At 62.2% G+C, this 23,818-nt stretch carries 22 protein-coding genes and 1 pseudogene; 2 read left to right on the forward strand and 21 right to left on the reverse strand.

All coding sequences use genetic code 11. The features are described 5' to 3' along the window. Window position 1: 1 nt before the first annotated feature. Entirely contained in the window at window positions 2-1,177 is a 1,176-nt protein-coding gene (locus tag ACH2CW_RS03755; protein ID WP_395055506.1) for a zinc-binding dehydrogenase, read from the reverse strand. A 143-nt stretch (window positions 1,178-1,320) separates the two neighbouring features. Here ACH2CW_RS03755 and ACH2CW_RS03760 point away from each other — a divergent pair, with 143 nt between their 5' ends. Continuing rightward, on the forward strand, window positions 1,321-2,139 hold the full coding sequence (locus ACH2CW_RS03760; protein WP_395055507.1) for a hypothetical protein: 819 nt from the start codon (window positions 1,321-1,323) through the stop codon (window positions 2,137-2,139). Between the two features lie 144 nt (window positions 2,140-2,283). On the opposite strand, the pseudogene ACH2CW_RS03765 reads toward ACH2CW_RS03760, so the two are convergent. The 15 genes and pseudogenes from ACH2CW_RS03765 to ACH2CW_RS03835 form a co-directional block, all read right to left on the reverse strand. Continuing rightward, window positions 2,284-2,484, reverse strand: a pseudogene (locus tag ACH2CW_RS03765) (alanine--glyoxylate aminotransferase family protein); the annotation flags it as partial. Window positions 2,485-2,488: 4 nt separating this feature from the next. Further along, the gene (locus ACH2CW_RS03770; RefSeq protein WP_395055508.1) at window positions 2,489-2,791 is read right to left on the reverse strand and encodes a HigA family addiction module antitoxin; all 303 of its coding nucleotides are present in this window, start codon (window positions 2,789-2,791) and stop codon (window positions 2,489-2,491) included. A 46-nt stretch (window positions 2,792-2,837) separates the two neighbouring features. After that, a complete protein-coding gene (locus tag ACH2CW_RS03775; protein WP_395055509.1) occupies window positions 2,838-3,116 on the reverse strand; it encodes a type II toxin-antitoxin system RelE/ParE family toxin in 279 nt (92 codons plus the stop codon). Between the two features lie 135 nt (window positions 3,117-3,251). Then, window positions 3,252-4,412, reverse strand: a complete 1,161-nt coding sequence (locus tag ACH2CW_RS03780; protein WP_395055510.1) for an aminotransferase class V-fold PLP-dependent enzyme — start codon at window positions 4,410-4,412, stop codon at window positions 3,252-3,254. 257 nt (window positions 4,413-4,669) lie between these two features. Then, window positions 4,670-5,344, reverse strand: a complete 675-nt coding sequence (locus tag ACH2CW_RS03785) for an HAD family hydrolase (RefSeq protein ID WP_395055511.1) — start codon at window positions 5,342-5,344, stop codon at window positions 4,670-4,672. A 69-nt stretch (window positions 5,345-5,413) separates the two neighbouring features. Then, a complete protein-coding gene (locus ACH2CW_RS03790) occupies window positions 5,414-5,812 on the reverse strand; it encodes a YchJ family protein (RefSeq protein WP_395055512.1) in 399 nt (132 codons plus the stop codon). Continuing rightward, window positions 5,812-6,237: a rhodanese-like domain-containing protein gene (locus tag ACH2CW_RS03795; protein WP_395055513.1), complete on the reverse strand. Its 426-nt coding sequence runs from the start codon at window positions 6,235-6,237 to the stop codon at window positions 5,812-5,814. Before ACH2CW_RS03795 ends, ACH2CW_RS03790 begins: the two co-directional genes overlap by 1 nt. 73 nt (window positions 6,238-6,310) lie before the next feature. Continuing rightward, window positions 6,311-7,441 carry an acyl-CoA dehydrogenase family protein gene (locus tag ACH2CW_RS03800; protein WP_395055514.1) on the reverse strand — a complete coding sequence of 377 codons (1,131 nt, stop codon included), beginning with the start codon at window positions 7,439-7,441 and terminating at the stop codon, window positions 6,311-6,313. A gap of 45 nt (window positions 7,442-7,486) precedes the next feature. Then, window positions 7,487-8,680 (reverse strand): acetyl-CoA C-acyltransferase, encoded by a 1,194-nt coding sequence (locus tag ACH2CW_RS03805; protein WP_395055515.1) that lies wholly within the window; start codon window positions 8,678-8,680, stop codon window positions 7,487-7,489. A 20-nt stretch (window positions 8,681-8,700) separates the two neighbouring features. Beyond that, window positions 8,701-9,183: a hypothetical protein gene (locus ACH2CW_RS03810; RefSeq protein ID WP_395055516.1), complete on the reverse strand. Its 483-nt coding sequence runs from the start codon at window positions 9,181-9,183 to the stop codon at window positions 8,701-8,703. Window positions 9,184-9,193: 10 nt separating this feature from the next. Beyond that, the gene (gene aceK, locus ACH2CW_RS03815; RefSeq protein ID WP_395055517.1) at window positions 9,194-11,005 is read right to left on the reverse strand and encodes a bifunctional isocitrate dehydrogenase kinase/phosphatase; all 1,812 of its coding nucleotides are present in this window, start codon (window positions 11,003-11,005) and stop codon (window positions 9,194-9,196) included. A 20-nt stretch (window positions 11,006-11,025) separates the two neighbouring features. After that, window positions 11,026-11,688 (reverse strand): carbonate dehydratase, encoded by a 663-nt coding sequence (gene can, locus ACH2CW_RS03820; RefSeq protein WP_395055518.1) that lies wholly within the window; start codon window positions 11,686-11,688, stop codon window positions 11,026-11,028. 130 nt (window positions 11,689-11,818) lie between these two features. Then, window positions 11,819-13,000, reverse strand: coding sequence for an isovaleryl-CoA dehydrogenase (locus tag ACH2CW_RS03825; RefSeq protein WP_395055519.1), 1,182 nt, complete (start codon window positions 12,998-13,000; stop codon window positions 11,819-11,821). Window positions 13,001-13,015: 15 nt separating this feature from the next. Further along, window positions 13,016-13,477, reverse strand: a complete 462-nt coding sequence (locus ACH2CW_RS03830) for a PaaI family thioesterase (protein ID WP_395055520.1) — start codon at window positions 13,475-13,477, stop codon at window positions 13,016-13,018. 50 nt (window positions 13,478-13,527) lie between these two features. Then, window positions 13,528-13,929, reverse strand: coding sequence for a MerR family DNA-binding transcriptional regulator (locus ACH2CW_RS03835; protein ID WP_395055521.1), 402 nt, complete (start codon window positions 13,927-13,929; stop codon window positions 13,528-13,530). Window positions 13,930-14,038: 109 nt separating this feature from the next. Here ACH2CW_RS03835 and ACH2CW_RS03840 point away from each other — a divergent pair, with 109 nt between their 5' ends. Further along, window positions 14,039-15,106: an MBL fold metallo-hydrolase gene (locus tag ACH2CW_RS03840; protein ID WP_395055522.1), complete on the forward strand. Its 1,068-nt coding sequence runs from the start codon at window positions 14,039-14,041 to the stop codon at window positions 15,104-15,106. On the opposite strand, the gene ACH2CW_RS03845 is transcribed toward ACH2CW_RS03840, so the two are convergent. The 5 genes from ACH2CW_RS03845 to ACH2CW_RS03865 form a co-directional block, all read right to left on the reverse strand. Beyond that, window positions 15,085-16,674 carry an ATP-binding protein gene (locus tag ACH2CW_RS03845; RefSeq protein WP_395055523.1) on the reverse strand — a complete coding sequence of 530 codons (1,590 nt, stop codon included), beginning with the start codon at window positions 16,672-16,674 and terminating at the stop codon, window positions 15,085-15,087. The genes ACH2CW_RS03840 and ACH2CW_RS03845 overlap by 22 nt on opposite strands. A gap of 19 nt (window positions 16,675-16,693) precedes the next feature. Then, entirely contained in the window at window positions 16,694-17,335 is a 642-nt protein-coding gene (locus ACH2CW_RS03850; protein WP_395055524.1) for a response regulator, read from the reverse strand. 103 nt (window positions 17,336-17,438) lie between these two features. Then, complete coding sequence (locus ACH2CW_RS03855) at window positions 17,439-22,130, reverse strand: PAS domain S-box protein (RefSeq protein WP_395055525.1); 4,692 nt, start codon at window positions 22,128-22,130, stop codon at window positions 17,439-17,441. Window positions 22,131-22,231: 101 nt separating this feature from the next. Beyond that, window positions 22,232-22,672, reverse strand: coding sequence for a response regulator (locus ACH2CW_RS03860; protein ID WP_395055526.1), 441 nt, complete (start codon window positions 22,670-22,672; stop codon window positions 22,232-22,234). 165 nt (window positions 22,673-22,837) lie between these two features. Next, complete coding sequence (locus tag ACH2CW_RS03865; protein WP_395055527.1) at window positions 22,838-23,815, reverse strand: M48 family metallopeptidase; 978 nt, start codon at window positions 23,813-23,815, stop codon at window positions 22,838-22,840. Window positions 23,816-23,818: the final 3 nt, after the last annotated feature.

Consider the following 23,818-nt stretch of genomic DNA (forward strand, 5'->3'; position numbering starts at 1 on the left):
TTCACCGCGTCGCCCGCCGAGACAAGACCGGCGACCAGGACTTCGCGGGGTTGATCAGGTACTTGGTGCCGGTTGCGCGCTGGCCGTACACCGCGATCTCTGCGGGTTGCAAGGCCTCGGTCAGGGAAATCTCTTTGGAATAAGTGCTGGCAAACGTGGTCTTGAGTTCGTTGGCCACACGCTGGCGCAGCGCTTGCGCCGCCTCAGCACCTATACGCTGCAAAAACGGAAACAGCAGCCAGCCACCCATGCCCCAGGCCATGCCGAAGCTGCGGTTGAACTCGGTGACGCCCGTGTCCAGCCCGCCGTAGATGTACACCTGCTTGTGGGTGGTGGAGCCGTAGCGGCTGTATTCTTTTGCGGTGCGGTTCAGCGCGGCCTCCATGGCGGTCAGGATCTGCCCGGCCAGTTTGCCGCCGCCCGTGGCGTCAAAGCCCAGGGTGGCGCCAGTCGCCACCAGCGCCTGCGTGAGGTCTTCCATGAAGCTGGACGCCGTGGCGTCACACACATGCTGCGCACCCTGCGCCTTGAGCAGCGCCGCCTGCTCCGGCTTGCGCACGATGTTGACCAGACCAATCCCGTCCTTGATGCAAATCTTGTTGAGCATCTGTCCCAGGTTCGACGCAGCCGCCGTGTGCACCAGCGCCGTGTGGCCCTCGCGGCGCATGGTTGCCACCATGCCCAGCGCGGTCAGCGGGTTGACGAAGCAGGAAGCGCCCTCCGCCGGTGTCGTGCCTTCGGGCAACAGCAGGCACTGGTCGGCCTTGATGCAGCGGTATTGCGCATACATGGCACCGCCTAACAGGGCCACGGTTTTTCCCAGCAGCGCTTGCGCGGCGGCCGCACTGCCGGCCGCCACCACCACACCCGCGCCCTCGTTGCCGACTGGCAGCGCCTGGCTCAGGCGGCCTGCCATCGACTTCATGGCCGCTGGCGGAATCTGCATCGTCACCACCGGCTGCGCCGCTGTGCCCGACAGCTTGACGCTGCGGATATCGGCCGCGCCAAACAGCAGACCGATGTCCGACGGATTGATGGGCGTCGCCTCGATCCGCACCACCACTTCATCGGCGGCGGGGGTGGGCGTGGGCACGGCGACCAGCGAGATTTTCAGCTCGCCCTCCGGCGTGACCAGAGACTGGAGTTGAAGGCCGGCGGGGGTGGGGTGTGTGGTCATGTGTGTTTCTCCGGGTTGTCGATGTTTTGCAGCCAAGAACCTTACACCGTTCGGGCTGAGCCTGTCGAAGCCTGGTCCCTTCGACAGGCTCAGGGTGAACGGCTTATCCACTAGACTTCGCAAATCAAAACATAGGAGACAACATGCGCCACCTCATCGTCAAACCACTGCTCTCTGCAGCCCTCGGCCTCGCCGTGTTGTTCGGCGCCGCCACCGGCGTACTGGCCCAGACCAAACCCAAGGTGACGGACGTGGGCGACAAGCCCGCCTCGGCCATCTACATCGGCAACAGCTTTTTTTATTACAACAACAGCCTGCACAACCATGTGGGGCAGCTGATCGCCGCCGGCCAGCCCGGCTTCCGGCACCGCGCGAGTTCGGCCACCATCAGCGGCTCGGGCATGAACTGGCACGACGTGGACAGCTACTTCCGCCCCAACGCCGTCGGCTCCTATTCCTTCGGCGCCAACAACACCGTCAGCTTCAACAAGCTGGACCGTTTGTTCGACCTGGCCATCATGATGGACTGCAGCCAGTGCCCGCTGCACCCGCAGCTCAAGCCGCTGTTCCATGAATTTGCGAAAAAGCATTCGGACACGGTGCGCAAACACGGCGCCAAGCCGGTGTTCTTCATGTCGTGGGCGTACAAGGACGTGCCGTCCATGACGGCCGAACTCGCCGAGGCTTATACCCAGGCCGGCAACGACAACAACGCTTTGGTGATTCCCGCAGGCCTGGCCTTCGGCAAGTCGATGGCCAAAATGCCCGAGTTGAATCTGTACGTGCCCGACCTGCGCCACCCCAGCGTGGCCGGCAGCTACCTGGCCGCCTGCGTGACCTACGCGACGCTGTTCAAGGCGTCGCCGGTGGATCTGAAGTACACGGCCGGCCTGGACCCGGCGATTGCGAAACATTTGCAGACGGTGGCTTGGGAGACCGTGCAGGAGTATTTCAGGCCTTAGGCCTGAACCGAAACTCGCGCGGAAAGTCTGCGGTCTGCGCAGCACCCGGTCGGCATTTCAAGCGCAGATAGCGCTACCTGAATTCGGTCTATGCCTATGCCAGAGTCCACACGCGGACAAACAGCTGGCAGTTGCCCCTGCTCCTCAAAATACGGGGCGATTCAGGTTGGCCACGGTCTTGTCGACGTTGTGCCACTTCTCCAGACCGAACAGGCCGATGCGGAAGGTCATGAAGTCGGCCCCTTCGTCGCACTACAGCGGCACGCCCGCGGCGGTCTGCAGGCCCTCGGCCAGGAATTTCCTGCTGGACTGGATTTCGGGGTCGGTGGTGTAGCCGGCCGCCACGCTATCAGGCAGGCGACGCAGAAGCAACTGCAGGCCGCTTCGCTTTCTTGACCTTCGGCTCGCCTTTTTTGCGGGCCTGGGAAAGATCGTACTGGCCCTGCATGCGAAGCCATATTTCGGGGCCGTTGCCGACCCACTTGCCTATGCGAAGCGCCATGTCTGCCGTGATGGCAGAGCGCCCATTGATCACACGCGACAGGGTCACGCGCGACACACCCAACTGCTCCGCCGCGTCGTTGACGCTGAGCTGCAGTTCGGGCAAAACATCATCTCGAATGATGAGGCCGGGGTGGGAAGGATTGTGCATGGTTACCTCGCTTTTCTTTTCAATTTGTAGTCTTCTCGGGATGGCACTAGTGATAGTCTTGATAGTCAACAAGCACCACGTCCAGACCATCAAAGGTAAAGGTGACCCGCCAGTTCCCGTTCACCCACACCGACCAATGCCCTTTCAAGTCCCCACCCAGTGAATGAAGCTTCCAGCCAGGCACGTCCATTTGCTCGGGCAGTGCGGCTTGGTTTAGCGCGGTCAGCTGACGGTTCAATTTGTCCGCCTGGTGCGGCTGAATGCCCGCTTTGCTACCGCTTTCAAAAAAAGCCTTGAGGCCCTTGTGCCGAAATGATTTGATCACGAAAATCAGTGTATCACGTAAAGATACGCGATACAAACGTGAGTGCCAATGGCAACACTGCATCTCGACAAGCAGCACCCGCCATGAGAAAAGGCTCCACCAGGGAGCCTTTTTACTGGAGAGCGGAAGCCGCCTTCAGCCCGCCACATCCTCAGTCACTTTTTCAGTGATACCGATGCGGTCCAGAGCGTCTGCCAGATCGGCCACGGTCTTGTCGGCGTTGTGCCACTTGTCCAGACCGAACAGGCCGATGCGGAAAGTCATGAAGTCTGCCCCTTCGTCGCACTGCAGCGGCACGCCGGCAGCGGTTTGCAGGCCTTCGGCCAGAAACTTCTTGCTGGACTGGATCTCGGGGTCGGTGGTGTAGCTGACCACGACGCCCGGGGCCTTGAAACCGTCGGCGGCGACGCTGGGCAGGCCACGGGATTCAAACAACGTGCGCACCTTGGCGCCCAGGGCAACCTGCTCGCCCTTCACCTTGGCAAAGCCGTAGGCCTGGGTTTCCCTCATGGCGGCGCGCAGGCGGGTCAGTGCGTCGGTCGGCAGGGTGGCGTGGTAGGCGTGGCCGCCTTTTTCATAGGTTTCCATGATCTGCAGCCACTTCTTCAGGTCGCAGGCAAAGCTGGAGCTGGTGGTGCCGTCGATGGCGGCCCTGGCACGCTCGCTGAGCATGACCATGGCGCAGCAGGGTGAGCTGCTCCAGCCCTTTTGCGGCGCCGAGATCAGCACATCGACGCCGGTGGCTTTCATGTCCACCCACATGGCGCCGGAGGCGATGCAGTCGAGCACAAACAAGCCCCCCACGGCGTGCACGGCGTCGGCCACGGCCTTGAGGTAGCTGTCTGGCAGCAGCATGCCGGCGGCGGTTTCCACGTGCGGGGCAAACACCACGGCGGGTTTTTCCTTGGCAATCGCGGCCTGCACGTCGGCAATCGGTGCCGGAATCCACGGGGCTTGCGCGCCCTTGGCGGTCTGGCGCGCCTTCAGCACGGTGGACGAGGCGGGAATGTTGCCCATGTCGAAGATCTGCGTCCAGCGGTAGCTGAACCAGCCGTTGCGGATGACCATCACGTGTTTGCCGTGGGCAAACTGGCGGGCCACGGCTTCCATGCCGTAGGTGCCGCTGCCGGGCACCAGTACGGCGGAAGGGGCGTGGTAGACCTCCTTGAGGATGCTGGAGATGTCCGTCATCACGCCCTGAAAGCTTTTGGACATGTGGTTGAGCGCGCGGTCGGTGTAGACCACCGAGAATTCAAGCAGGCCGTCAGGGTCTACATTGGGCAGCAATCCAGGCATAGGGTTCTCTCAGGGGGGAGGTTGGAAAAGTCAGAACGGCAGCTTAGCACGGGGGGCTTGCCGGTGCAGCCGGTGTGTTTTGCGCCCTTGCTGCCGAGCTAGCAAACCCCTTCGCCAGATCGCCCACATGGATCCCGGATCGAGTCCGGGATGACAGGGAAAAAGGGAAACTGCTATGAATTAAATAGCTGATTGAGCACAGCGGACGTGGGCTGGAAGCCAATTTCGTTCATAGGGTCGGCCGCCAGGCCTACAGCCTACGGCCGCCCGAGGTGGGCGACCAGATCAGCCATGTCCTGGAAGATGTGCAGGGCGCCCTGGCGCCGCAGCGCCTCGGGGGTATCGTGACCGGCTTCCGGCGGGCTGTAGCCAAAGACGGTGGCGCCGGCCGCGACGCCAGCCATCACGCCGGTGACGGTGTCTTCCACCACGGCGCAACGCTTCGGGTTCACACCCAGCGCAGCGGCAGCGGCCAGGTAAACGTCGGGCGCGGGTTTGGAGCGCGGCATCTCGTGGCCGCTGAAGATGCGGCCCTTGAAATAAGGCATGAGTCCGCATTTGTCCATCTGCAATTCGACCTTGAAGCGGTCGGCGCCGGAGGCGCAGGCGATGCGGCCGTCGTACAGCGCGTGGATGGCCGCTGCGGCTTCTACCGCACCGCGTATCGGCGTGACGCGGGCCACCAGCCCTTCATTGCGGCGTTCCCGGAAGCGCTGCATCCAGTCCTCGGTGACAGGCTGGCCAGTGTTGGCCTCGATCAGCGCCGCCTCGTCCTTCACCGCCTTGCCAATGAACAGGCGCATGCACTCGTCGTTACTGAGCGTCCAGCCGGCCTCTTCCAGCATGTCGCGCAACACGCCGTTGGTGATCGGCTCGCTGTCCACCAGCACGCCGTCGCAGTCAAACAGCACCGCGTCAAATTTCAGAGTCATAACCTTGCTATCTATTCAGGAGCTGTCTGCACACACTGGACATGGGCTGGAGGCCGGTTTGATGCGCAATCACAGTTGATCGCCGTCCACATAGTACCAACGCCCCTCTTCTCGCACGAATCGGCTGCGCTCGTGCAGGCGCACCGCCCGGCTGCCGGGGCTTTTTTGCCGGGCGACAAATTCAACCGCGGCATGGGTGGTGTCGGACACACGGTGTTGCCGCAGCTCCAGACCCAGCCATTTCACGCCGGCATCAAACGCGATGGTGGCCGGGCGGCGGCTGGCATGCCAGGTGGCGAGCAGGTAGTCAGCCCGCTCCAGCACAAAGGCGCTGTACCGCGAACGCATCAACGACTCGGCGTCGGGCGCGGGTGCTTTTTCAAAGTCGCTGATGAACCGGCCGCAGCACTGCTCCAAAGTCAGCGGCTTGCTGGCGCCGGCGAGGCGGCCACAAGGGCAAAGCGCCATCAACCGCCGCCGCTGGCTTTGGCCGCCTTGCGCTGTTCCAGCGTTTCAGTCGGCGCACCCTGCTTGAGCCATTCGGCATACCCGCCGTCGATGTGGGCGACATTGCGCATGCCCATGTCCTGCAGGGTTTTTGCGGCCAGTGCGCTGCGCCAGCCGGCACCACAAAACAGGATGAACTCTTTGCCCTCGTCGGCAAACAGCGGCTTGTGGTACGGCGAATCAGGGTCCACCCAGAACTCCAGCATGCCGCGCGGCGCGTGGAAGCTGCCGACCACGGTGCCGGCGCTGAGCTCGCGCACGTCACGGATGTCGACGATTTGCACCTTGGCATCGTGCATTTTGGCCTTGACCTCCGCAACGCTGTAGGTGGTGACCTGCGCCATTGCTTCGTCAACGAGGGCGCGGAATCCTTTGATGATGGGCATTTTTACTTACTCCTGCTGAGGTGGTTTGCGCGCCTGGATTGCGGGTCAAGCCCGCAATGACAACTCTAGCGGCTTACGCGAGCGCGCGCTGGATGATGATTTTCTGAACGTCGCTCGTGCCCTCGTAAATCTGGCAGACCCGCACGTCGCGGTAAATCCGTTCCGCCGGGAAGTCGCTGACATAACCGTAACCGCCCAGGGTCTGGATCGCGGCGCTGCAGACTTTCTCTGCCACCTCGCTGGCAAACAGTTTGGCCATGGCGGCTTCCTTCAGGCAGGGCAGGCCTGCGTCACGCAAACTCGCCGCGTGCCAGATCAGTTGGCGCGCGGCTTCAAGCTGCGTCGCACAGTCGGCCAGCCGGAAACCCACCGCCTGGTGGTTGAAGATGGCGGTGCCGAAACTCTGCCGCTCTTTCGAATAGTGCAGGGCAAACTCAAACGCGCTGCGGGCCATGCCCACACTTTGTGCGGCAATGCCGATGCGCCCGCCCTCGAGCCCACCGAGCGCAATCCTGTAACCCTCGCCCTCCGCGCCAATCAGGTTCTCGGCCGGGATGCGGCAGTTGTCGAAGTTGATCTGCGCGGTGTCGCTGCTGTGCTGGCCGAGCTTGTCTTCGAGCCGCGCAACCACGTAGCCGGGCGCATCGGTCGGCACCATGAAGGCGCTCAAACCTTTTTTGCCAGCGCCCTTGTCGGTGACAGCAATGACCACCGCCGCATGGCCGTTTTTGCCACTGGTGATGAACTGCTTGACGCCGTTGAGAACGTAGCCGTCGCCGTCCTTCAACGCTGTGGTGCGCAGTGAGGACGCGTCGCTGCCCACATGCGGCTCGGTCAGGCAGAACACGCCCAGCATGTCGCCCTGCGCCAGCGGTGTGAGCCACTGCTTCTTCTGCGCGGCATTGCCGTAACGCATCAGGATGGCGTTGACCGGACAGTTGGTGACGGAAATCGCCGTGCTGGTGCCGCCGTCACCGGCGGCGATTTCTTCAATCACCAGCGCCAGGGTCAGGTAATCGAGGTTGGCGCCGCCAAACTCTTCGGGAACACAGATGCCGTAGGCGCCGAGCGCAGCCAGACCTTTGTGCGCCTCGACCGGAAAGTGGTGCGCTTTGTCCCACTTCGCGGCGTGGGGCCAGAGTTCGGTTTGCGCAAAATCGCGTACCGCGTCGCGAATCTGTTCCTGCTCGGAATTTAGTATCAAATCGACCTCCAGCCCATAGAGAGTATGCGCAAGCAGCTATGGTATTTATAGCAATTCAAGGGCCAGTGCCGTGCCTTCACCGCCGCCGATACACAGCGTCGCCACGCCTTTTTTGAGGCCACGCGCCTGCAGCGCATGGAGCAGCGTGACGATGATGCGGGCGCCGCTGGCGCCAATCGGGTGCCCCAGCGCGCAGGCGCCGCCGTTGACATTGACGATGTCGTGGCTGATGCCGAGCTCCTTCATCGCGGCCATGGGCACCACAGCGAACGCCTCGTTGACTTCCCACAGGTCCACATCTTTCACGCTCCAGCCGATTTTCTTGAGCAGCTTGTTGACGGCGCCGACCGGTGCGGTGGTGAACCACTCGGGCGCCTGCGCAAACGTGGCGTGGCCAACGATGCGGGCCATCGGCTTGGCGCCAAGTTCTTTCGCGGTCGATGCGCGCGCCAGCACCAGTGCGGCGGCGCCGTCGTTGATCGACGAACTGGACGCAGCGGTGATGGTGCCGTCTTTCTTGAACGCGGGTTTCAGGGTGGGTATCTTGTCGAGCTTGACCTTGCCCGGCCCTTCGTCGATGGAGATCACCGTGTCGCCGCTGCGGCCCTTGACGGTGACCGGCGTGATCTCGGCCTTGAAGGCGCCGGACTCGGTGGCGGCCTTGGCACGGTTGACGCTGGTGGTGGCAAAAGCGTCCTGCGCCTCGCGCGTGAACTGGTATTTGTCGGCGCACTGCTCGCCGAAGGTGCCCATGGCACGGCCCGGTTCGTAAGCGTCTTCCAGGCCGTCCAGCATCATGTGGTCAAAAATGCGGTCGTGGCCGATGCGCACACCGCTGCGGCCCTTGAGCAGCAGGTGCGGTGCGTTGGTCATGCTTTCCATGCCACCGGCGACCATGACGTCACGGCTGCCGACCAGCAACTGGTCGTGCGCGAGCAGGGTGGCTTCCATGCCGGAGCCGCACATCTTGGACAACGTGACTGCACCTGCGCTGGCCGGCAGGCCACCTTTGAAACCCGCCTGTCGCGCGGGCGCCTGGCCCTGGCCGGCCATCAGGCAATTGCCGAACAACACCTCATCAACTTTTTCAGGCGCGATGCCGGAACGCTCGATCGCGGCCTTGATCGCAGCGCCGCCCAGGTCGTGCGCCGACAAGCTCGAAAAGTCGCCCTGGAAGCCGCCCATGGGGGTGCGGGCGGCGCCGAGGATGACGATGGAATCGTTGGGGATGGTAGACATGGTTTTCTCCTTAATGATGGCTAAACAAGTTGGATCGCCGCGCCGCGCTCTTCTGCGGCGACGCGCAGGATGTATTTCTGGAAAGACGGGTCTTCGCCGCGCAGCAACAGGGGCAAAGCATTGAAAAAATTCTCGCGCTGGCACCACTCACGCATGTAATCGTCCCAGCTGTTCCAGCGGCGCGCCTCGACCTCGCTCATGTGTTCGTCCCAGGCGACGATGTAGGCACGCTCGAACAGGGAAATCAGCATCTCATAAATGATCATGATGCGTTCGTTCTGCTCGCGCGTCGGGTTGGGCAGGGGCTCGTTGGTGCGCAGGTGCAGGTCGGGGTTGGCCAGCACCACCTTGAGGAAATCGTTGTAGGCGTCGGACAGCAGCTGGTAGGCCTCTTCTTCCTCGTTGTTGCGCTCCTTGCGCTGCTCCAGCATGAAGAAAAAGATCGCCACAGGCAGCGCCAGCGCCGTGACCACAAAACTCGCGTATTCCCAGAAGTCGCGCATGTGGTTTTCCTCAGGCTTCCTGCGCCGCGTACTTGCGCACGAAGCGGCGCTCCTGCTCGTACGGAAACACGTCATGCACGTGGCCGGCGGCAATCCGCTCCTTGTGGCCCTGCCAGAAGGCGGCGTCAAGCAGGTCGGCATGGTGCTTCATGAAAACTTCACGCACGGTGTCGTTGCCCAGCAGGAAAGGGCCGAAGGTTTCCGGGAAGACATCTTTGGCGCCCACCTTGTACCAGACCTCGCCGCTCATCTCTTCTTCTTCGTTGCGCGGCGTGGGCACCTTGCGGAAGTTGCAGTCGGTGATGTATTCGATCTCGTCGTAATCGTAGAACACCACCTTGCCGTGGCGCGTGATGCCGAAGTTTTTCCAGAGCATGTCGCCGGGAAAGATGTTGGCGGCCACCAGGTCCTTGATGGCGTTGCCGTATTCAAGCACTGCGCGCTCTATCTGGCCTTTGGCAAAAGGCTGTTCCACGCCGGCGTCAAATGCCTCCTGCAGATAGATGTTGAGCGGAATCATGCGGCGCTCGATGTAGACGTGCTTGATGATGACCTCCACGTTGCCATCACCGTCACGGTCGCTGATTTCAAGCTGACTGGGCGCAAACTTCTCGATTTCGGCGATCAGTTCGTCGCCAAACCGGTTGCGCGGAAAAGCCACCTCGCTGTACTCCTGTGTATCGGCCATGCGGCCGACCCGGTCGTGCTGCTTGACCAGCAAATACTTGCCCTTGATCTGCTCGCGCGTGGTGTCCTTGGGTGGCGGGTAAAAGTCCTTGATGACCTTGAACACATAGGGAAAAGACGGCAGGTCAAACACCAGCATGACCATGCCCTTGATGCCGGGTGCGCTGCGAAACTTGTCGGTGGAATGGCGCAGGTGGTACAGAAAGTCGCGGTAGAACAGCGTTTTGCCCTGTTTGGCCAGACCCAGCGCGTTGTAGATTTCAGCGCGGGGCATACGCGGCATCATGCTGCGCAAAAACTGCACGTAGGCCGAAGGAATACCCATGTCGACCATGAAGTAGGCGCGGGCAAAACTGAAGAGAATCAGCAGGTCGTCTTCGCCGATCAGCACCGAGTCAATCGCCAGCTTGCCCGATTTGGCATGCAGCAGCGGCAGCGCAAAAGGCAGCTCGCTGAAACCGTTGATCAGCTTGCCAACGATGTAGGCGCCCTTGTTCCTGAAAAACAGACTGGACAACACCTGAATCTGGAAGTTCGCGCGCAGCTTCACGTCGCCGAGCCGGTGGTTCAGCTCCTGCACCACATAAGCTGCGTCGCGCGCCAGGTCTTCAAACGCAATATGCAGCTCGAAGTCACTGACCAGGCGAACCAGATGTTCTCGCAGCGTGCCCTGCTGGGGGTAATAGGCACGGTAGGTCGGCTGCGTGGCCGACTCGTCATTTTCGATGTATTCGGTGCTGACCGCCGGTCGCACAAAAATGAAGTTATTGTGGAAATAACTGCGGTGCAGGATCTTGGTGGTGACCGAGTTGAAAAAGGTTTCGGCCAGCTCCGGCTGGTGGTGGTCCACCAGCAAGCCGATGTAATGCAGCTTGATCTGGTGCCACACGTCCATCGGCTGTTCGCCGGCCTTGAACTCCCGCTCCAGCCGCATCGAGGCTTCGCGCACGCGCAGGTCGTAAAACTCGATGCGCTCCCGCTGCGCACGCTGCTGGCCGTGCCAGTCAGCGGTTTCAAAGCGGTGTTTGGCGCGCGCCGACTCGGTGCGAAACAACTGGTAGTGCCGGTTAAAGCCGTCCATCATCGCCTTGGCGATGTCGTAGGCAAGCGGCGAGTCGAGGCGCTGCGGAAACATGGACGTCCCGATGATCAGGCCTACGAAGCGCGGCGGGTATCCCAGACGCGTTCAACCGCCGCGCGGTACAGGTCATCAAGCTCCGAAGGGCTGGAAATCGTCATCTGCAGGTCCTGCAGCAAGCCGTCGTGCACACCGAAAGCCCAGCCGTGGATGCTGACCTTCTGGCCCTTGGCCCAGGCATCAACCATGACGGTGCTGACGCAGACGTTGACCACCTGCTCGATCACATTGAGGTCGCACAGCGCGTTGGCGCGGACGTTGTCCGAGAGGCTGTCCAGCAGTTGGCGGTGGCGATGTCGCACGTCCTGGATGTGGCGTATCCAGTTGTCGGCCAGGCCAATGCGCGCGCCGTCGAGCGCGGCCTGCACGCCGCCACAGCCATAGTGACCGACCACCATGATGTGTTCGACTTTGAGCATCTCCACCGCGAACTGGATGGCCGACAGCGCATTGAGGTCGGAGTGCACCACGATGTTGGCCACGTTGCGGTGCACAAACACCTCACCCGGCTCCAGCCCGGTGATCTGGTTGGCCGGCACGCGGCTGTCGGAGCAACCTATCCACATGTACTTGGGTTTTTGCTGCTTGACCAGGCTGGTGAAGAAGCCGGGGCGCTCGCGCTCCATTTGCCCGGCCCAGGCGCGGTTGTGGCTGAAAAGATCGGTGATGGAAGAAGTCATGGTGCTATTTTCTCCTGCTTTGGCAGTCATCCGGATTTGAGGCGCCTGGCCCGGACTCGATCCGGGCGCATCCTTCCCTGGTTCATGAGTATGGATTGCGGATCAAGCCCGCAATGACATGGTCATAAAGTTACATCGTCTCGGCAAACAGTTCGCGCCCGATCAGCATGCGGCGTATCTCGCTGGTACCCGCCCCAATTTCATACAGCTTGGCATCGCGCCAGAGCCGGCCCAACGGGTAGTCGTTGATGTAGCCGTTGCCGCCAAAAATCTGCACGCCCTCGCCGGCCATCCAGGTGGCTTTTTCAGCGCACCAGAGAATCACCGAGGCGCAGTCCTTGCGTACCTGCCGCACATGGTCAGCGCCCAACATGTCGAGGTTTTTGGCGACGGTGTAGGCAAAAGATCGGCCGGCCTGCAGCACGGTGTACATGTCGGCGACCTTGCCCTGGATCAGCTGGAACTCGCCGATGCTCGTGCCGAACTGCTTGCGGTCGTGGATGTAGGGGATCACGTTGTCCATGACCGCCTGCATGATGCCCAGCGGCCCGCCGGTCAGCACCGCGCGTTCGTAATCCAGGCCACTCATCAGCACCCTGGCGCCGCTGTTGAGGCCGCCCAGAATGTTTTGCGCCGGCACCTCGACATTGCTGAAGACCAGCTCGCCGGTGTGGGAGCCACGCATGCCCAGCTTGTCGAGTTTTTGTGCGACCGAAAAGCCCTTCATGCCTTTTTCAATCAGGAAGGCGGTGACACCGCGCGCACCGAGTTCAGGTTCGGTCTTGGCATAAACCACCAGCGTGTCGGCGTCGGGGCCGTTGGTGATCCACATCTTGCTGCCGTTGAGCAGGTAATAGCCGCCTTTGTCCTCGGCCTTGAGCTTCATGCTGATCACGTCGCTGCCGGCGCCAGGCTCACTCATGGCCAGCGCCCCGACGTGTTCACCGCTGATCAGCCTGGGCAGGTATGTCGCACGCTGGGCCTCGGTGCCATTGCGCTTGATCTGGTTCACGCAGAGGTTGCTGTGCGCGCCGTAGCTCAAGCCGACCGAGGCACTGGCGCGGCTGATTTCTTCCATCGCGATCATGTGCGCGAGGTAGCCCATGTTGGCGCCACCGTACTCCTCGCTGACGGTGATGCCCAGCACACCGAGGCTGCCCATCTTCTGCCACAGGTCCATCGGAAACTGGTCGTTCCGGTCGATCTCCGTGGCGCGTGGCGCGATTTCGGCCTGCGCAAATTCGCGCACGGCATCGCGCAGTGCGTCAATGTCTTCGCCGAGCTGGAAGTTGAGGCCTGGCAGGTCGTTCATGGAGTCTCCTTGCGTTCAGTTCTTGATATCGTCACGGCCGGTGATGGTCATCAGCGTGGCACCCAGGGTGGCGATCAGCTTTTCACGTCCGCCGTCGATGGCGTAAGCCCGGCCTTCGGTGACGGTGATGTTTCGGCCGGGCTTGATGACCTGGCCGACCATGCGAAACCGCTGGCCTTTGGCCGGCGCCAGCAGGTTGATCTTGAACTCGATGGTCAACACGCCGGCGCCTTCCGGCATCAGCGTGAAGCCGGCGTAACCGCAGGCCGAATCCAGCGCTGTGGCGACCATGCCGGCATGCAAAAAGCCATGCTGCTGGCTCAGGCCGGCAGCCCAGGGCAGCTCGATCACAACGCGGCCAGGCGCGATCTCTGCGAGCGAGGCGCCCAGCGTGCCCATGGCACCCTGCAGCGCAAAACTGTCCCGCACGCGGGCCGCATAGCCCCCGTCTTTTGGCTCGAATTCAGGCTGTTCCATGCGCGTGCTCGGGTTTTTTAGTTGACGTTGACGTAAACGTCAATTATGGCCTATTTTGCTTTTTTGCCGGTCCGAGCCAGCAGCGCGCGGGCTTCTTTCTCGTGCACTTTCACTTCTTCCAGGTTGGCCTGCAGGTCGGCCATCTGCTCTTCGAGCTGCTTGCGATGCTGGGCCAGCACGGCCAGGAACTTGGTCAGTTGCGGGCCGGTGTCGCGCGGGCTGTCATAGGTGTCGATGATCTCGCGCGCCTCGGTCAGGCTCAGGCCCAGGCGCTTGGCGCGCAAGGTCAATTTGAGCCGGGTGCGGTCGCGGGCGGTGTAGACGCGGCTACGCCCTCCCGGCCCTTCGCGCTGCGGCTGCAGCAAGCCCATGTCTTCGTAAAAACGAATCGCGCGGGTGGTCAGGTCAAACTCTTTGGCCAGGTCGCTGATGGAATAGGTGGTGCTTGCCATGAAGTAAAACCCTGGTGACAGGACCTGTGTGAAGGCGGACGGTAAATCAGGTGTAATGGACCATCTGTTTACGTTAACGTAAACGTCAACGAATCGGTGATCTTACAAGATGAATGCACAGGAAGCGCAACTTCTCTACCCCTGGGGCGACGTCTTGCCGGCCGCCGGCAGCACGCTGGAGGTGGCGATCGGCGTCAAGTGGATACGCATGGGTCTGCCGTTTGCGCTGGACCACATCAACCTGTGGCTGCTGCGCGACGAGATGGACGGCCCGCACGGCAGGCAGCAAGGCTGGACCGTGGTGGATTGCTGCGTCAGCCGGGACGAGGCCAAAGCGCAATGGGAGCAGATTTTTGCCGGCGAGCTTGAAGGCCTGCCTGTCCTGCGCGTCATCGTGACCCACATGCATCCGGACCACCTCGGGCTGGCGCACTGGCTGTGCGAGCGCTGGAACGCGCCGCTGTGGATCAGTGCCACCGACTACAACACAGCCAGCCTGAGCATTCGCGGCAGCACTGGTTTTGGCGGTGAAAATTCAGCCGCCTTTTTTGCCTCGCACGGGCTGACCAATGCCGACGACCTGGCGCAGATTCGTGGCCGCAGCAATTACTACCCTGGACTGGTACCGGCCATCCCCGGCAGCTTTCACCGCATGATGGACGGGCAGGTGGTCCGCATCGGCGAACGCGACTGGACCTGTATCAGCGGTTACGGCCATGCGCCGGAACACATCGCGCTGTCCTCGTCACAAGACATGCTGCTGATCAGCGGCGACATGGTGCTGCCGCGCATCTCGACCAACATCAGCGTCTACGACGTCGAGCCCGAGTCCAACCCGTTGACGCTGTTCCTGCAGTCGATCGACCGGTTCAAGGCCCTGGATGCCGACACGCTGGTGCTGCCGTCCCACGGCAAGCCGTTTCGCGGCTTGCACACACGCATTGACCAGTTACACGCCCACCACCGCGACCGGCTGGCCGAAGTGATGGACGCCTGCACGGCCAGCCCCCGCAGCGGCGCCGACATCCTGCCCGTGATGTTCAAACGCCCGCTGGACCTGCACCAGACCACATTTGCCATGGGTGAGGCCGTGGCCCATCTGCATACGCTGTGGTTTGAAGGCGAGCTGCGGCGCATGTTGGGCAGCGATGGCATTTACCGGTTCGAGCCCACCTGATCCGGCAATGGCGCGACCGGCGCCTGCGGCAAGGCCACGAAAAAACTGGCGCCGCCGTTGTCTGCGGTGGTGGCCCAGACCCTGCCACCGTGGCGCTCGGCCACCCGTTTGACAATCGCCAGGCCGAGGCCGCCACCGGGAAAATCTGCAGACGAATGCAGGCGCTGAAAAGCGGTGAACAATTTGTCGGCATAGGCCGCGTCGAAACCGGCGCCGTTGTCCGCCACCGACAGCACGCTGTGCTCGGGTGTGGCGCCGGGTATCAGCGCGACCTTGATCCAGCCCTGTTCTTTTTTGGCAGTGAACTTCCAAGCATTGTCCATCAGGCAGTCCACCGCCGTGACCAGCAGGTCCCTGTCGCCAAATACCGGCAGCGTCTGCGGGATCTCCAGCACCAGGTGCCGCTGCGGCTCGCGCTTGCGCCACTCCTCGACCAGCCGGTGACACAGGGGCGCCAGGTCTACCGGCTCGGGCTTGAAGGCCAGGCCCGGCAAATGGGCCAGGGTTCGCAAGTCGTCGATGAGTTTGGCCAGCTGGCGGGTGCTGACCCGGATACGCGCCAGGTAATGGCGGCCCTGCTCGTCGAGCGCGCTCGAATAACGCTCCGCCAGCACGGTGGCAAAACCGCTGACAACATGCAACGGGGCCTTGAGAAAGTCAGACATCGCATGGGTGAAAGTGTCGAGCTCCTCGCGGCTGCGCTGCAGGTCGGTGCTGCATTGCGCGATGCGCTGCTCCAGCGTGTCGTTACGCCGCTGCAACTGGATATCGGCAAAATGCCGCGCCCCCACATCCACCACGCTGACCAGTGCGGCGGGCCGCTCAAACCACAACACGGTGCTACAGGCCAGCTCCACCAGCACCAGCTCGCCATTCATCTTGCGTTGGGTGCACACCCGCATCTGCTGCTGAAAGTCTCCAGCCGGCAGGCTGGCGAGCCAGCGCAGCGCTTCGCCCTCCGGGAAAAAGGCCTCGACCTTCGGCATGGCTGCGGTGTCGCCCGGCAGGCCGTAAAAGGCAGCGGCCGCCTTGTTGAGCGCCAGCACATGCCGGGAATCGGCATCCAGCAGCCACATGGCCTGGGTGTTGCCTTCAAAAAGACTGCGGTTGCATAACTCGCTGCCGTGCAGCAGCTGCAACGCCTGGTGGGTGTCGCTGACATCGCGCAGGTTGACCACGGCGCCGCAGGCATGCGGCGTGAAGCTGTATTCGACCCACTGGTCCTGGAACGGATCGTGGGCAACAAAAACATGCGCAAAGCCGCTTTGCACGGCCTGCTCGGCAACACTCCGGTGGTTGTCTGCAACCCGATCCGGCACGGCTTCCCAGAACTCCATGCCGGACAGGTCCGCGCCGGTCGAATGCATCAGCGCTTGCGCCTGGCTGTTAAGGGCAACAATGGTCCCGTCAGCGTCGAGCGCGATGATGCCCTGCGAGGCCAGTTCCAGACCGGCCTGAAAACCGTTGCCGTCCGCTGCTGCATTGCCGTCCGCGAGGGTGTCGCCCCAGGTCGGTCGAGACCGGCGGGCTTTCAACCACGCGCGGAACACAGCCAGGGGAGACCGCACGGTCGCACTGCCTAGTGACTCAACGCCACTTGCGATTGGCCACCAACAGCGCGGTCACGTAGCCGTGCAGCCACTGGAAGTTGATGGGCTTTTCCAGGTAATGCGAGTTGGGCGGAAGCCCGCCGCGCTCGGCCACGGCCTGGCGGGGCAGGCCGCTGATCACCAGGATCTGCATGGCCACCAGTTGCTGGTTGCGCTTGAGCGCACGCAACATCTCCATGCCATCTACACCGGGCATGTTCAGATCCGTGATCAACAGGTCTGGCCGCATGGTGGCGATGTCCATCAGGGCTTCGAGCGCGGAGGGCATGAAGCTGCAGTCCACTGCCATGTCCCACTCCTCGAAATGGGCCTTGTAGAGCTCGCGAGCGTCTTCGTCGTCCTCTACCACCAGAACACTCAGGCGGCTGCGCGGATCGGGGTCTGCCGGCGACAGTTGCGGGCTGTTCTTCTGCAGGTAGGCGTTGATGGCCCGCAGTGACAGACGGCGATGACCGCCCAGCGTTTTCCAGGCTTCGATTTCGCCCTTTTCAACCAGCGACTGCACAGTGGCGACCGACAGGCCCAGCAGCTTCGCGGCATACGTGGTGCCACAGTAGTCATCACTGGAGAAGTCATTGGCGGTGATGGCACTCTCAAAAGACTGAGGTTCGCGCGGCATAAAAATGGCCCCCAAAAGAAAGAAATTGCAATTTAATAGATTTGGTGAATTTAATCAAACGAATTGATTTTCATCAGTTTAATCTTGCTGTGCCCATGGCCCTTCACGACAGCGGTAGCACCGTAGGCAGGGTGAAATAAAAGGTGGCGCCTTTGTCCGGTTCGGACTCGGCCCATACCCGGCCGCGATGGCGCCCGATGACCCGGCTGACCGTTGCCAGCCCTACACCGGTGCCGGGGAACTCAGTGACCGCATGCAGCCGCTGAAAGGTGTTGAAAAGTTTGTCCGCATACGCCATGTCAAAGCCGGCGCCGTTGTCCTGGACAAAAAAGGCCGGCACCCCGGCGGCGTCGGCGGCGTGTCCCACCTTGATCACGGCCTGGGCTCGCCGAGAGGTAAATTTCCAGGCGTTGCCGATCAGGTTTTCCATCACCACACGCAGTAAACGCCCGTCGCCGCGCGCCTGCAAACCGTTGTCGATGCTGATGTCAGCCACGCGCTCCGGGTTGCGGCCCCGGCATTCGTCCACAATCTCGCGCGCAAGTGCGCTCAGATCAACCGTTTCGTCACGCAATTGCATGCGGGAAACCTGCGCGAGAGACAGCAGGTCCTCGATCAATCGCCCCATCTGCGCAACACCCGCCTGGATCCGCGACAAATAGTGCTGCACTTTTTCAGGGGAGTTGCCGGCTTCGAGCTGCTTGGACAAAAGGCGGCTGAAGCCGTCAACCGTGTTCAGCGGTGAGCGCAGGTCATGCGAGACGGAATAGGAAAAAGCCTCCAGCTCCTGATTGGACAGACGCAAGGCGGTCTCAATCGCCTTGATCTCGGTCACGTCCGCGTCGATACCGACCCAGAACAACAGCTGTCCGTCTTCGTCCAGGACGGGAGAGGCGCGGTAGGACATGGTGTGATAGACCCCATCGCGCGCGAGCAGGCGCCGCATGCCCTCGTAGGGCCGCAGGCTTTCGCGCGACAAAGCCCAGTTGTTGGCCAAGGCTTCGACATCATCAGGATGGATGGCGGCCACCCACTTGGTTCCCATCCAGTCGGCGGGGGTGCCGCCCATCAGCTCGTACCACTTGCGGTTCAGATAGGTCAGCCGGCCTTGCGCATCGGCGTTCCAGACGACCTGAGGGGCCTGCTCGGCCAGCACCCGAAACAGGGCCTCCTGCCGCGCCAGGGCAGCGGTGCGCTCGGCGACTTTTTCTTCCAGCCCGAGGTTGAGCTGGTAGACCTGCTCAAACAACCTGGCATTTTCTATCGCGATGGAGGCGAGCTGGGCGAGCTCGACCGCCACATACTGGTCCTGCAAAGTGAACTCGCCTTCGTATTTGTCGGTGAGTTGCAGCAGGCCAATATTCTCGCCATGGCGCCCGGTCAGGGGCACAGCCAGCCAGCCCCGCATGGCCAGGGCTTGTTGCCGGTTACCAGCGAATGCGCGCCAGCGGGGATGCGCCTCCAGTTGCTCACGGGTCAGCCGCACCGGGCTGTTGGTTTCACAGACCATCGCGGCGATCCCGCTGCCGTGCGACTGGCTCACAAAGTCACGGCTGTTGGCATATTTGTCCGAGAAAGAGACCGCGTTCATCGCCGGCGCCGGCTCACCCCGCGCCACCAGACTGACCACCGCCTGGTGCGCGCCAACGACCGCCCTGGCCTGCTCCACGGTTTCCTGCAGGGTGGCGTCCAGGGTGCGACGGCTGGTGATGGCCTGGGTCGCGTCGGCGGCGCGCTGCAGGGTAAACAGGTAAGCCTGCACCTCGTTTTCGGCCTTGACCTGGGCGGAGACATTCACCGCCACCACAAAACGTGCCGGCCGGTCCAGATAGGTGATGGCGCGCGAGAAGGTCTCTACCGGAAACTGCCGCCCGCCACTGTCCACGTGCTGCCAGCGATGCACACCCCCCGAACTGGCTTTGGCAATGTGCTGTTGCAGGTCTGCGCGTTCGACGGGCGCGAGGATATCGGAGATGGCCAGGCGCAGAAACTCGTCGCGGCTGTAGCCATAGTTCCCGAGTGCGGCTTCATTGACGGCCAGAAAGCCCAGTGTCTGCATATCCACAATCCACATCGCCACCGGCGCGGACTCAAACAGCGCGGCGTAACGCTGCTCGCTGTTGATCAGCGCCTGCTCGGCCAGCTTGCGTCGGGTGATGTCGCGCTCGACCGCCACGAAGTGCGTGGACTGGCCCCTGTCGTCGGCGATGGGGACAATGTCCAGGTCGAGCCAGAACTCCTCGCCATTTTTTCTGTAGTTGATCAGCTCGGCCCGCACCGGCTTCATTTGTTTGAGCGCTGCGCCTATGCGGTCAAGTTCGGCGCGCTGCGTTTTCGGCCCCTGCAGGAAGCGGGGAGAACGGCCCAATACTTCCTCCCGGCTGTAGCCGGTGCGGCGCACAAACGCATCGTTGACAAACACGATGCGTGGTCCGGGTTCTTCGAGCGGGCTGGTCTCGGTGATCAGCACAATGTCATTCAAGCGGGAAATGCTGGTTCCCAGCAGCCGAAGCTGTTCCTGGGAATCGTGTTTTTCGGTGATGTCCTGGAGCGCGCCCACCACGCGCACAACTTTTCCGTCTTGCATCAACGCCTGCCCCTGGGTCCGGACCCAAATGCGCCGACCGCTGGCGGTCACCATCGGCAGTTCCAGGTCCCAGGGTGTGCCGTGCTCCACCGCAGCCCGCGCGGCTGCATTCATCATGGGCAGCACCTCGGGCGAATAAAACGCCATGGCCTCAGCGACGCTGACGGGGGTATCTGTCTCTACCTCGTGAATGCGGTAGACCTGATCGGACCAGATCGTCTGCATGCCGTCGAGCACGACTTCCCAGCCGCCAATTTTTGCCATGTCACCGGTTCGCCTGAGCATTGCCGTGGTGCGTGCGGCAGCCTGCTGTGCATGTTTACGCGTCGTGATGTCCTGCACCACCCCGGCCCGCAACATGCTCGCACCCGCACCGTCGCTGTGCGGCTCGCCGATCTGGTGGATCCAGCGCGTCTGCCCGTCCGGCGTGATGATGCGGTATTCAACGTCAAGTGGCAGACCGTCGCGCACGGCCTCCTCCCGCAGGCGCCCATATTCCGCACGATCGTCCACATGAACCAGGCTCAGCACGGTGTCGGGTCTGCCGTCAAAGGCGTCCCGCGCCAGACCATACAGCTCATAAACCTCGTCCGACCACCAAAGCAGGCCGGTGCTCATGTCGAGCTCCCAGTTCCCGATGCGCCCCAGGCGCTGGGCATTGAGCAGCTTGCGCTGGACCTCGCGCAGTTGTTCGTAGCTGCGTGTCTGCTCCATCTGCAGTCGTTCAAGGTGCGTGATGTCGCTGAACACCATCAAGGCGCCGACGATGCCGTCAGGTCCGCGCATGGGCCGGTAGCTGCAACTGATCAACCGTCCCCCGGTTTCGCGCTGATTGCTCACGAGGATGTGCAGGGGCCCCCCGCTGTCCCCCTGCAAAGCCCTGTACAAGGGAAGTTGCTCGAAGCTGAACAGCGCTTGCGTGCCCGGCACAAACAGGCCCTGTCGCTCCGGCCAGCGCGGGGACAGGACCATGGACATCTCGTCAATCGCAAACAGCTGGGCAGCGGTTTCGTTGATCAGCAGCGGCCGGCCTGTGGTGTCAATGGCCAACAGGCCCTCTTGCATGCTGTTGACGGTCAGTTCCAGCGTCGCGTAGGCCTGCCGGCTGCGGGCCAGCTCTTTTTCCACGTCACGTTCACGCTGCTCGAGCGAATCGGCCATCAGGTTGAAGGCAGCGGCAATCCTCGTGAACTCCCCCTGGGGGGTGTTGAAACGAAGCGGAATACGGACATTGAGATGGCCCGCTTCCAGCTGACGCGTCGCCTCGAGGATCTGGCGTGTCGGCCTCACAATGGCCGGGCCACCTATCATCCACGCCACCCACGCGCCCAGGAAGGCGACCAGCGCCAGCACCACCAGTTCCAGCCAGAGCTGTTTGTGATCCGGCCCCACGATCAGGTTGCGGTCCATGCTTACGGACACAAACACCGATGCCTCGATGCGGGGACTGCTGGGCATGAAGGCCCACAGCCGCTCGTGGCCGGCGCCATCCAGACCTTCGCGAACTCCCGTGCTCAGGCTCTTCACCGCCTCCTGCAACACCGGGCTTCGCACCATGTCGCCGACATGGATGGGGAGCTTTGGCTTGCCTGCGAGCAACCTGCCCTCGCGGTCCTGGATTCCCAGCGCTGCGCCGGACGGCAGTTGTATGCCGGCAATCAACCGGGCCATTTCCACAAGATCAAACGAGGCAAACACCACCCCGGTGACCTTGTCTGCGGCGTCGATCACGGGCAGGGCGTAAGTCAGAACCGGTTTGTCCGCCAGCGGACCGACAGCGTAGCCACCGACCACGAACCGGCGTAGCTGAAGGGCATCGTGGAAATAGGTCTGGTCACCCAGATAGATATTCCTGCTGCTGCCCAGGGCCTGGCAACGGGTCTGGCCGTCGAGCCCGATCAGGCCCAGGTTGGCATACTCGGGGAGACCCCGCGACAGCCTTGAAAAATAACGGTCGCAGTCGGTGGGGTCGGCGTCCTGAATGTCCGGCAGGGATGCGATGAGGGTCAACACCTGGCGGGCCGAGTCCGCCACCCGTTCCTGACCGGCTGCAGCCAGCGACGCGGCGAAGCGAAGATCATTCTTGGCGCGCTCCACCTGGGTGTCGGCATTGTGCAGCGCCGTGAGGATGGACATGCCGAACAGCGGAACAATCGCCACGACCACCAGCATGACGATACGCGCGCGCAAACTGATCCTGGCCTTCATGGAGCTTTCAAATGGGTTGAAAGTCCCGACTGTAAGTCACGCGGCAATTGAGGAGGCGGGGAAAGCCCCGGCACGCGAAGGGGCCGGCTGGCGGCGAACGCTCAAGCGGTCGCGATGGACTCGTTGACGCGGAGCCAGTAGTGCTGCAAACGGCTTAACTTCTCTGTGAAATCACCAAAGTCAATAGGCTTGCGGACAAACCCGTTGGCGCCGCTCTGGTAACAGGCAATGATGTCGGATTGCTCGCTGGAAGAAGTCAGCATGACCACCGGCACCAGCGCCGTGAGCGGGTTGGCGCGCACGCTGCGCAGCACGTCCAGTCCCGACAGCTTGGGCAACTTCATGTCCAGCAGGATGAAGGCCGGCTGCTTGTGCGTGTCCCGGCCCGCATGCATGCCCTGGCCAAACAGATAGTCGAGCGCTTCAGCGCCATCACGCGCCGTGACGATGGCGGTGTCCGCACCTTGCTCCTGCAGCGTCAGCACAGTCAGTTCAAGGTGGTCTGGGTTGTCTTCCACTACAAGAATCGGGTTGTCGTTCATAAAAACCTTCACTGCACTGCGGGTGTGCTGCTTACTCTTTAAGATCTGTTATTGTCAATTTTATCAGCTTTATCATATTACAGAAGTTAACAAAATTGTCCAGTGGTAATTGTGCTGATACCTTTTTTGCGCCCCTCTTCTGCCTCTACGAATGGTGCAGGTCAGTCACCAGCGCGGTACCGCCTCGTCCTTCAACTGGATGCGCAACTCCGCGAAGTCGGGAACCACGGTTCGCACTGTATCCCAGAAGCGCGGGCTGTGGTCCATCACCCGGAGATGGCTCAACTCGTGCACCACCACATAGTCAATCACTGACAATTTGAAATGAATCAGCCGCCAGTTCAGACGTATCGCCCCGTCGGCGCTGGCGCTGCCCCAGCGGGTGCCCGCACTGCTCAGGCTGAGTTTGCGCCATTGCACGCCCAGATGTGGTGCAAAGTGGTCCAGCCTTTCGGTAAAAATCTGTTTGGCGCGCCGCATCAACCAGGCCTGCACCGAGTCGCGTATCTGCTCGGCCGTGGCGTCGTGCGCCAGGCCGATGTACAGGGTTTTCTGCGGGCTGGCCGGGTCGCCGGCTTCTGTGGGCCTGAGTTCTCCGCCGACACCGCCGAAAGCATGGCACGGGTCAATCTGCACAGTCACCGTCTCGCCCAGGAAAGGCAGGGTGGTTCCGTCGCGCCACTCGATGCGGGCGGCTTCGAGCCGGGCATGCCGCGCGCGGGTTTCCCGCAGCTTGGCGACAATCCAGCCGGTTTTCTCCTGCACCGCCTTGTCGATCTCATACAGCGGCACCCACTTGGGCGCGCTGACCACCAGCCCTTCGGCACCTACCGAAAAACCGATGGTCCGGCGCTTGCCACGGCGAAACTGATACGCCACGACCGTGTCGCCCAGCAGCGCTTCGCGCGTGGCCGCCGGATGCCGGTAGGTGGCGGGCGCCAACACCTGCGTCAGGGTCTGCACGGGCAGCAGGTCCTCAGGCGTCAGGGTTGCTACCTTTTCAGGAGCTGCTTGCGTAGTTGGGTTATGGGCTGGAGGCCGATTTGGCTGTTTTTTTCGGGGGCGGCGAGGGCGCGAGGCAGCCGGGCTGACCGGCATGCTGTCAAACAGGTCAAGCGTGAACTGAAGAAGCCTTTGCATCATGGC

Origin of the sequence: Polaromonas sp. (assembly GCF_043778355.1) — a bacterium.
In the GTDB taxonomy this organism is placed as follows: Bacteria; Pseudomonadota; Gammaproteobacteria; order Burkholderiales; family Burkholderiaceae_C; genus Polaromonas.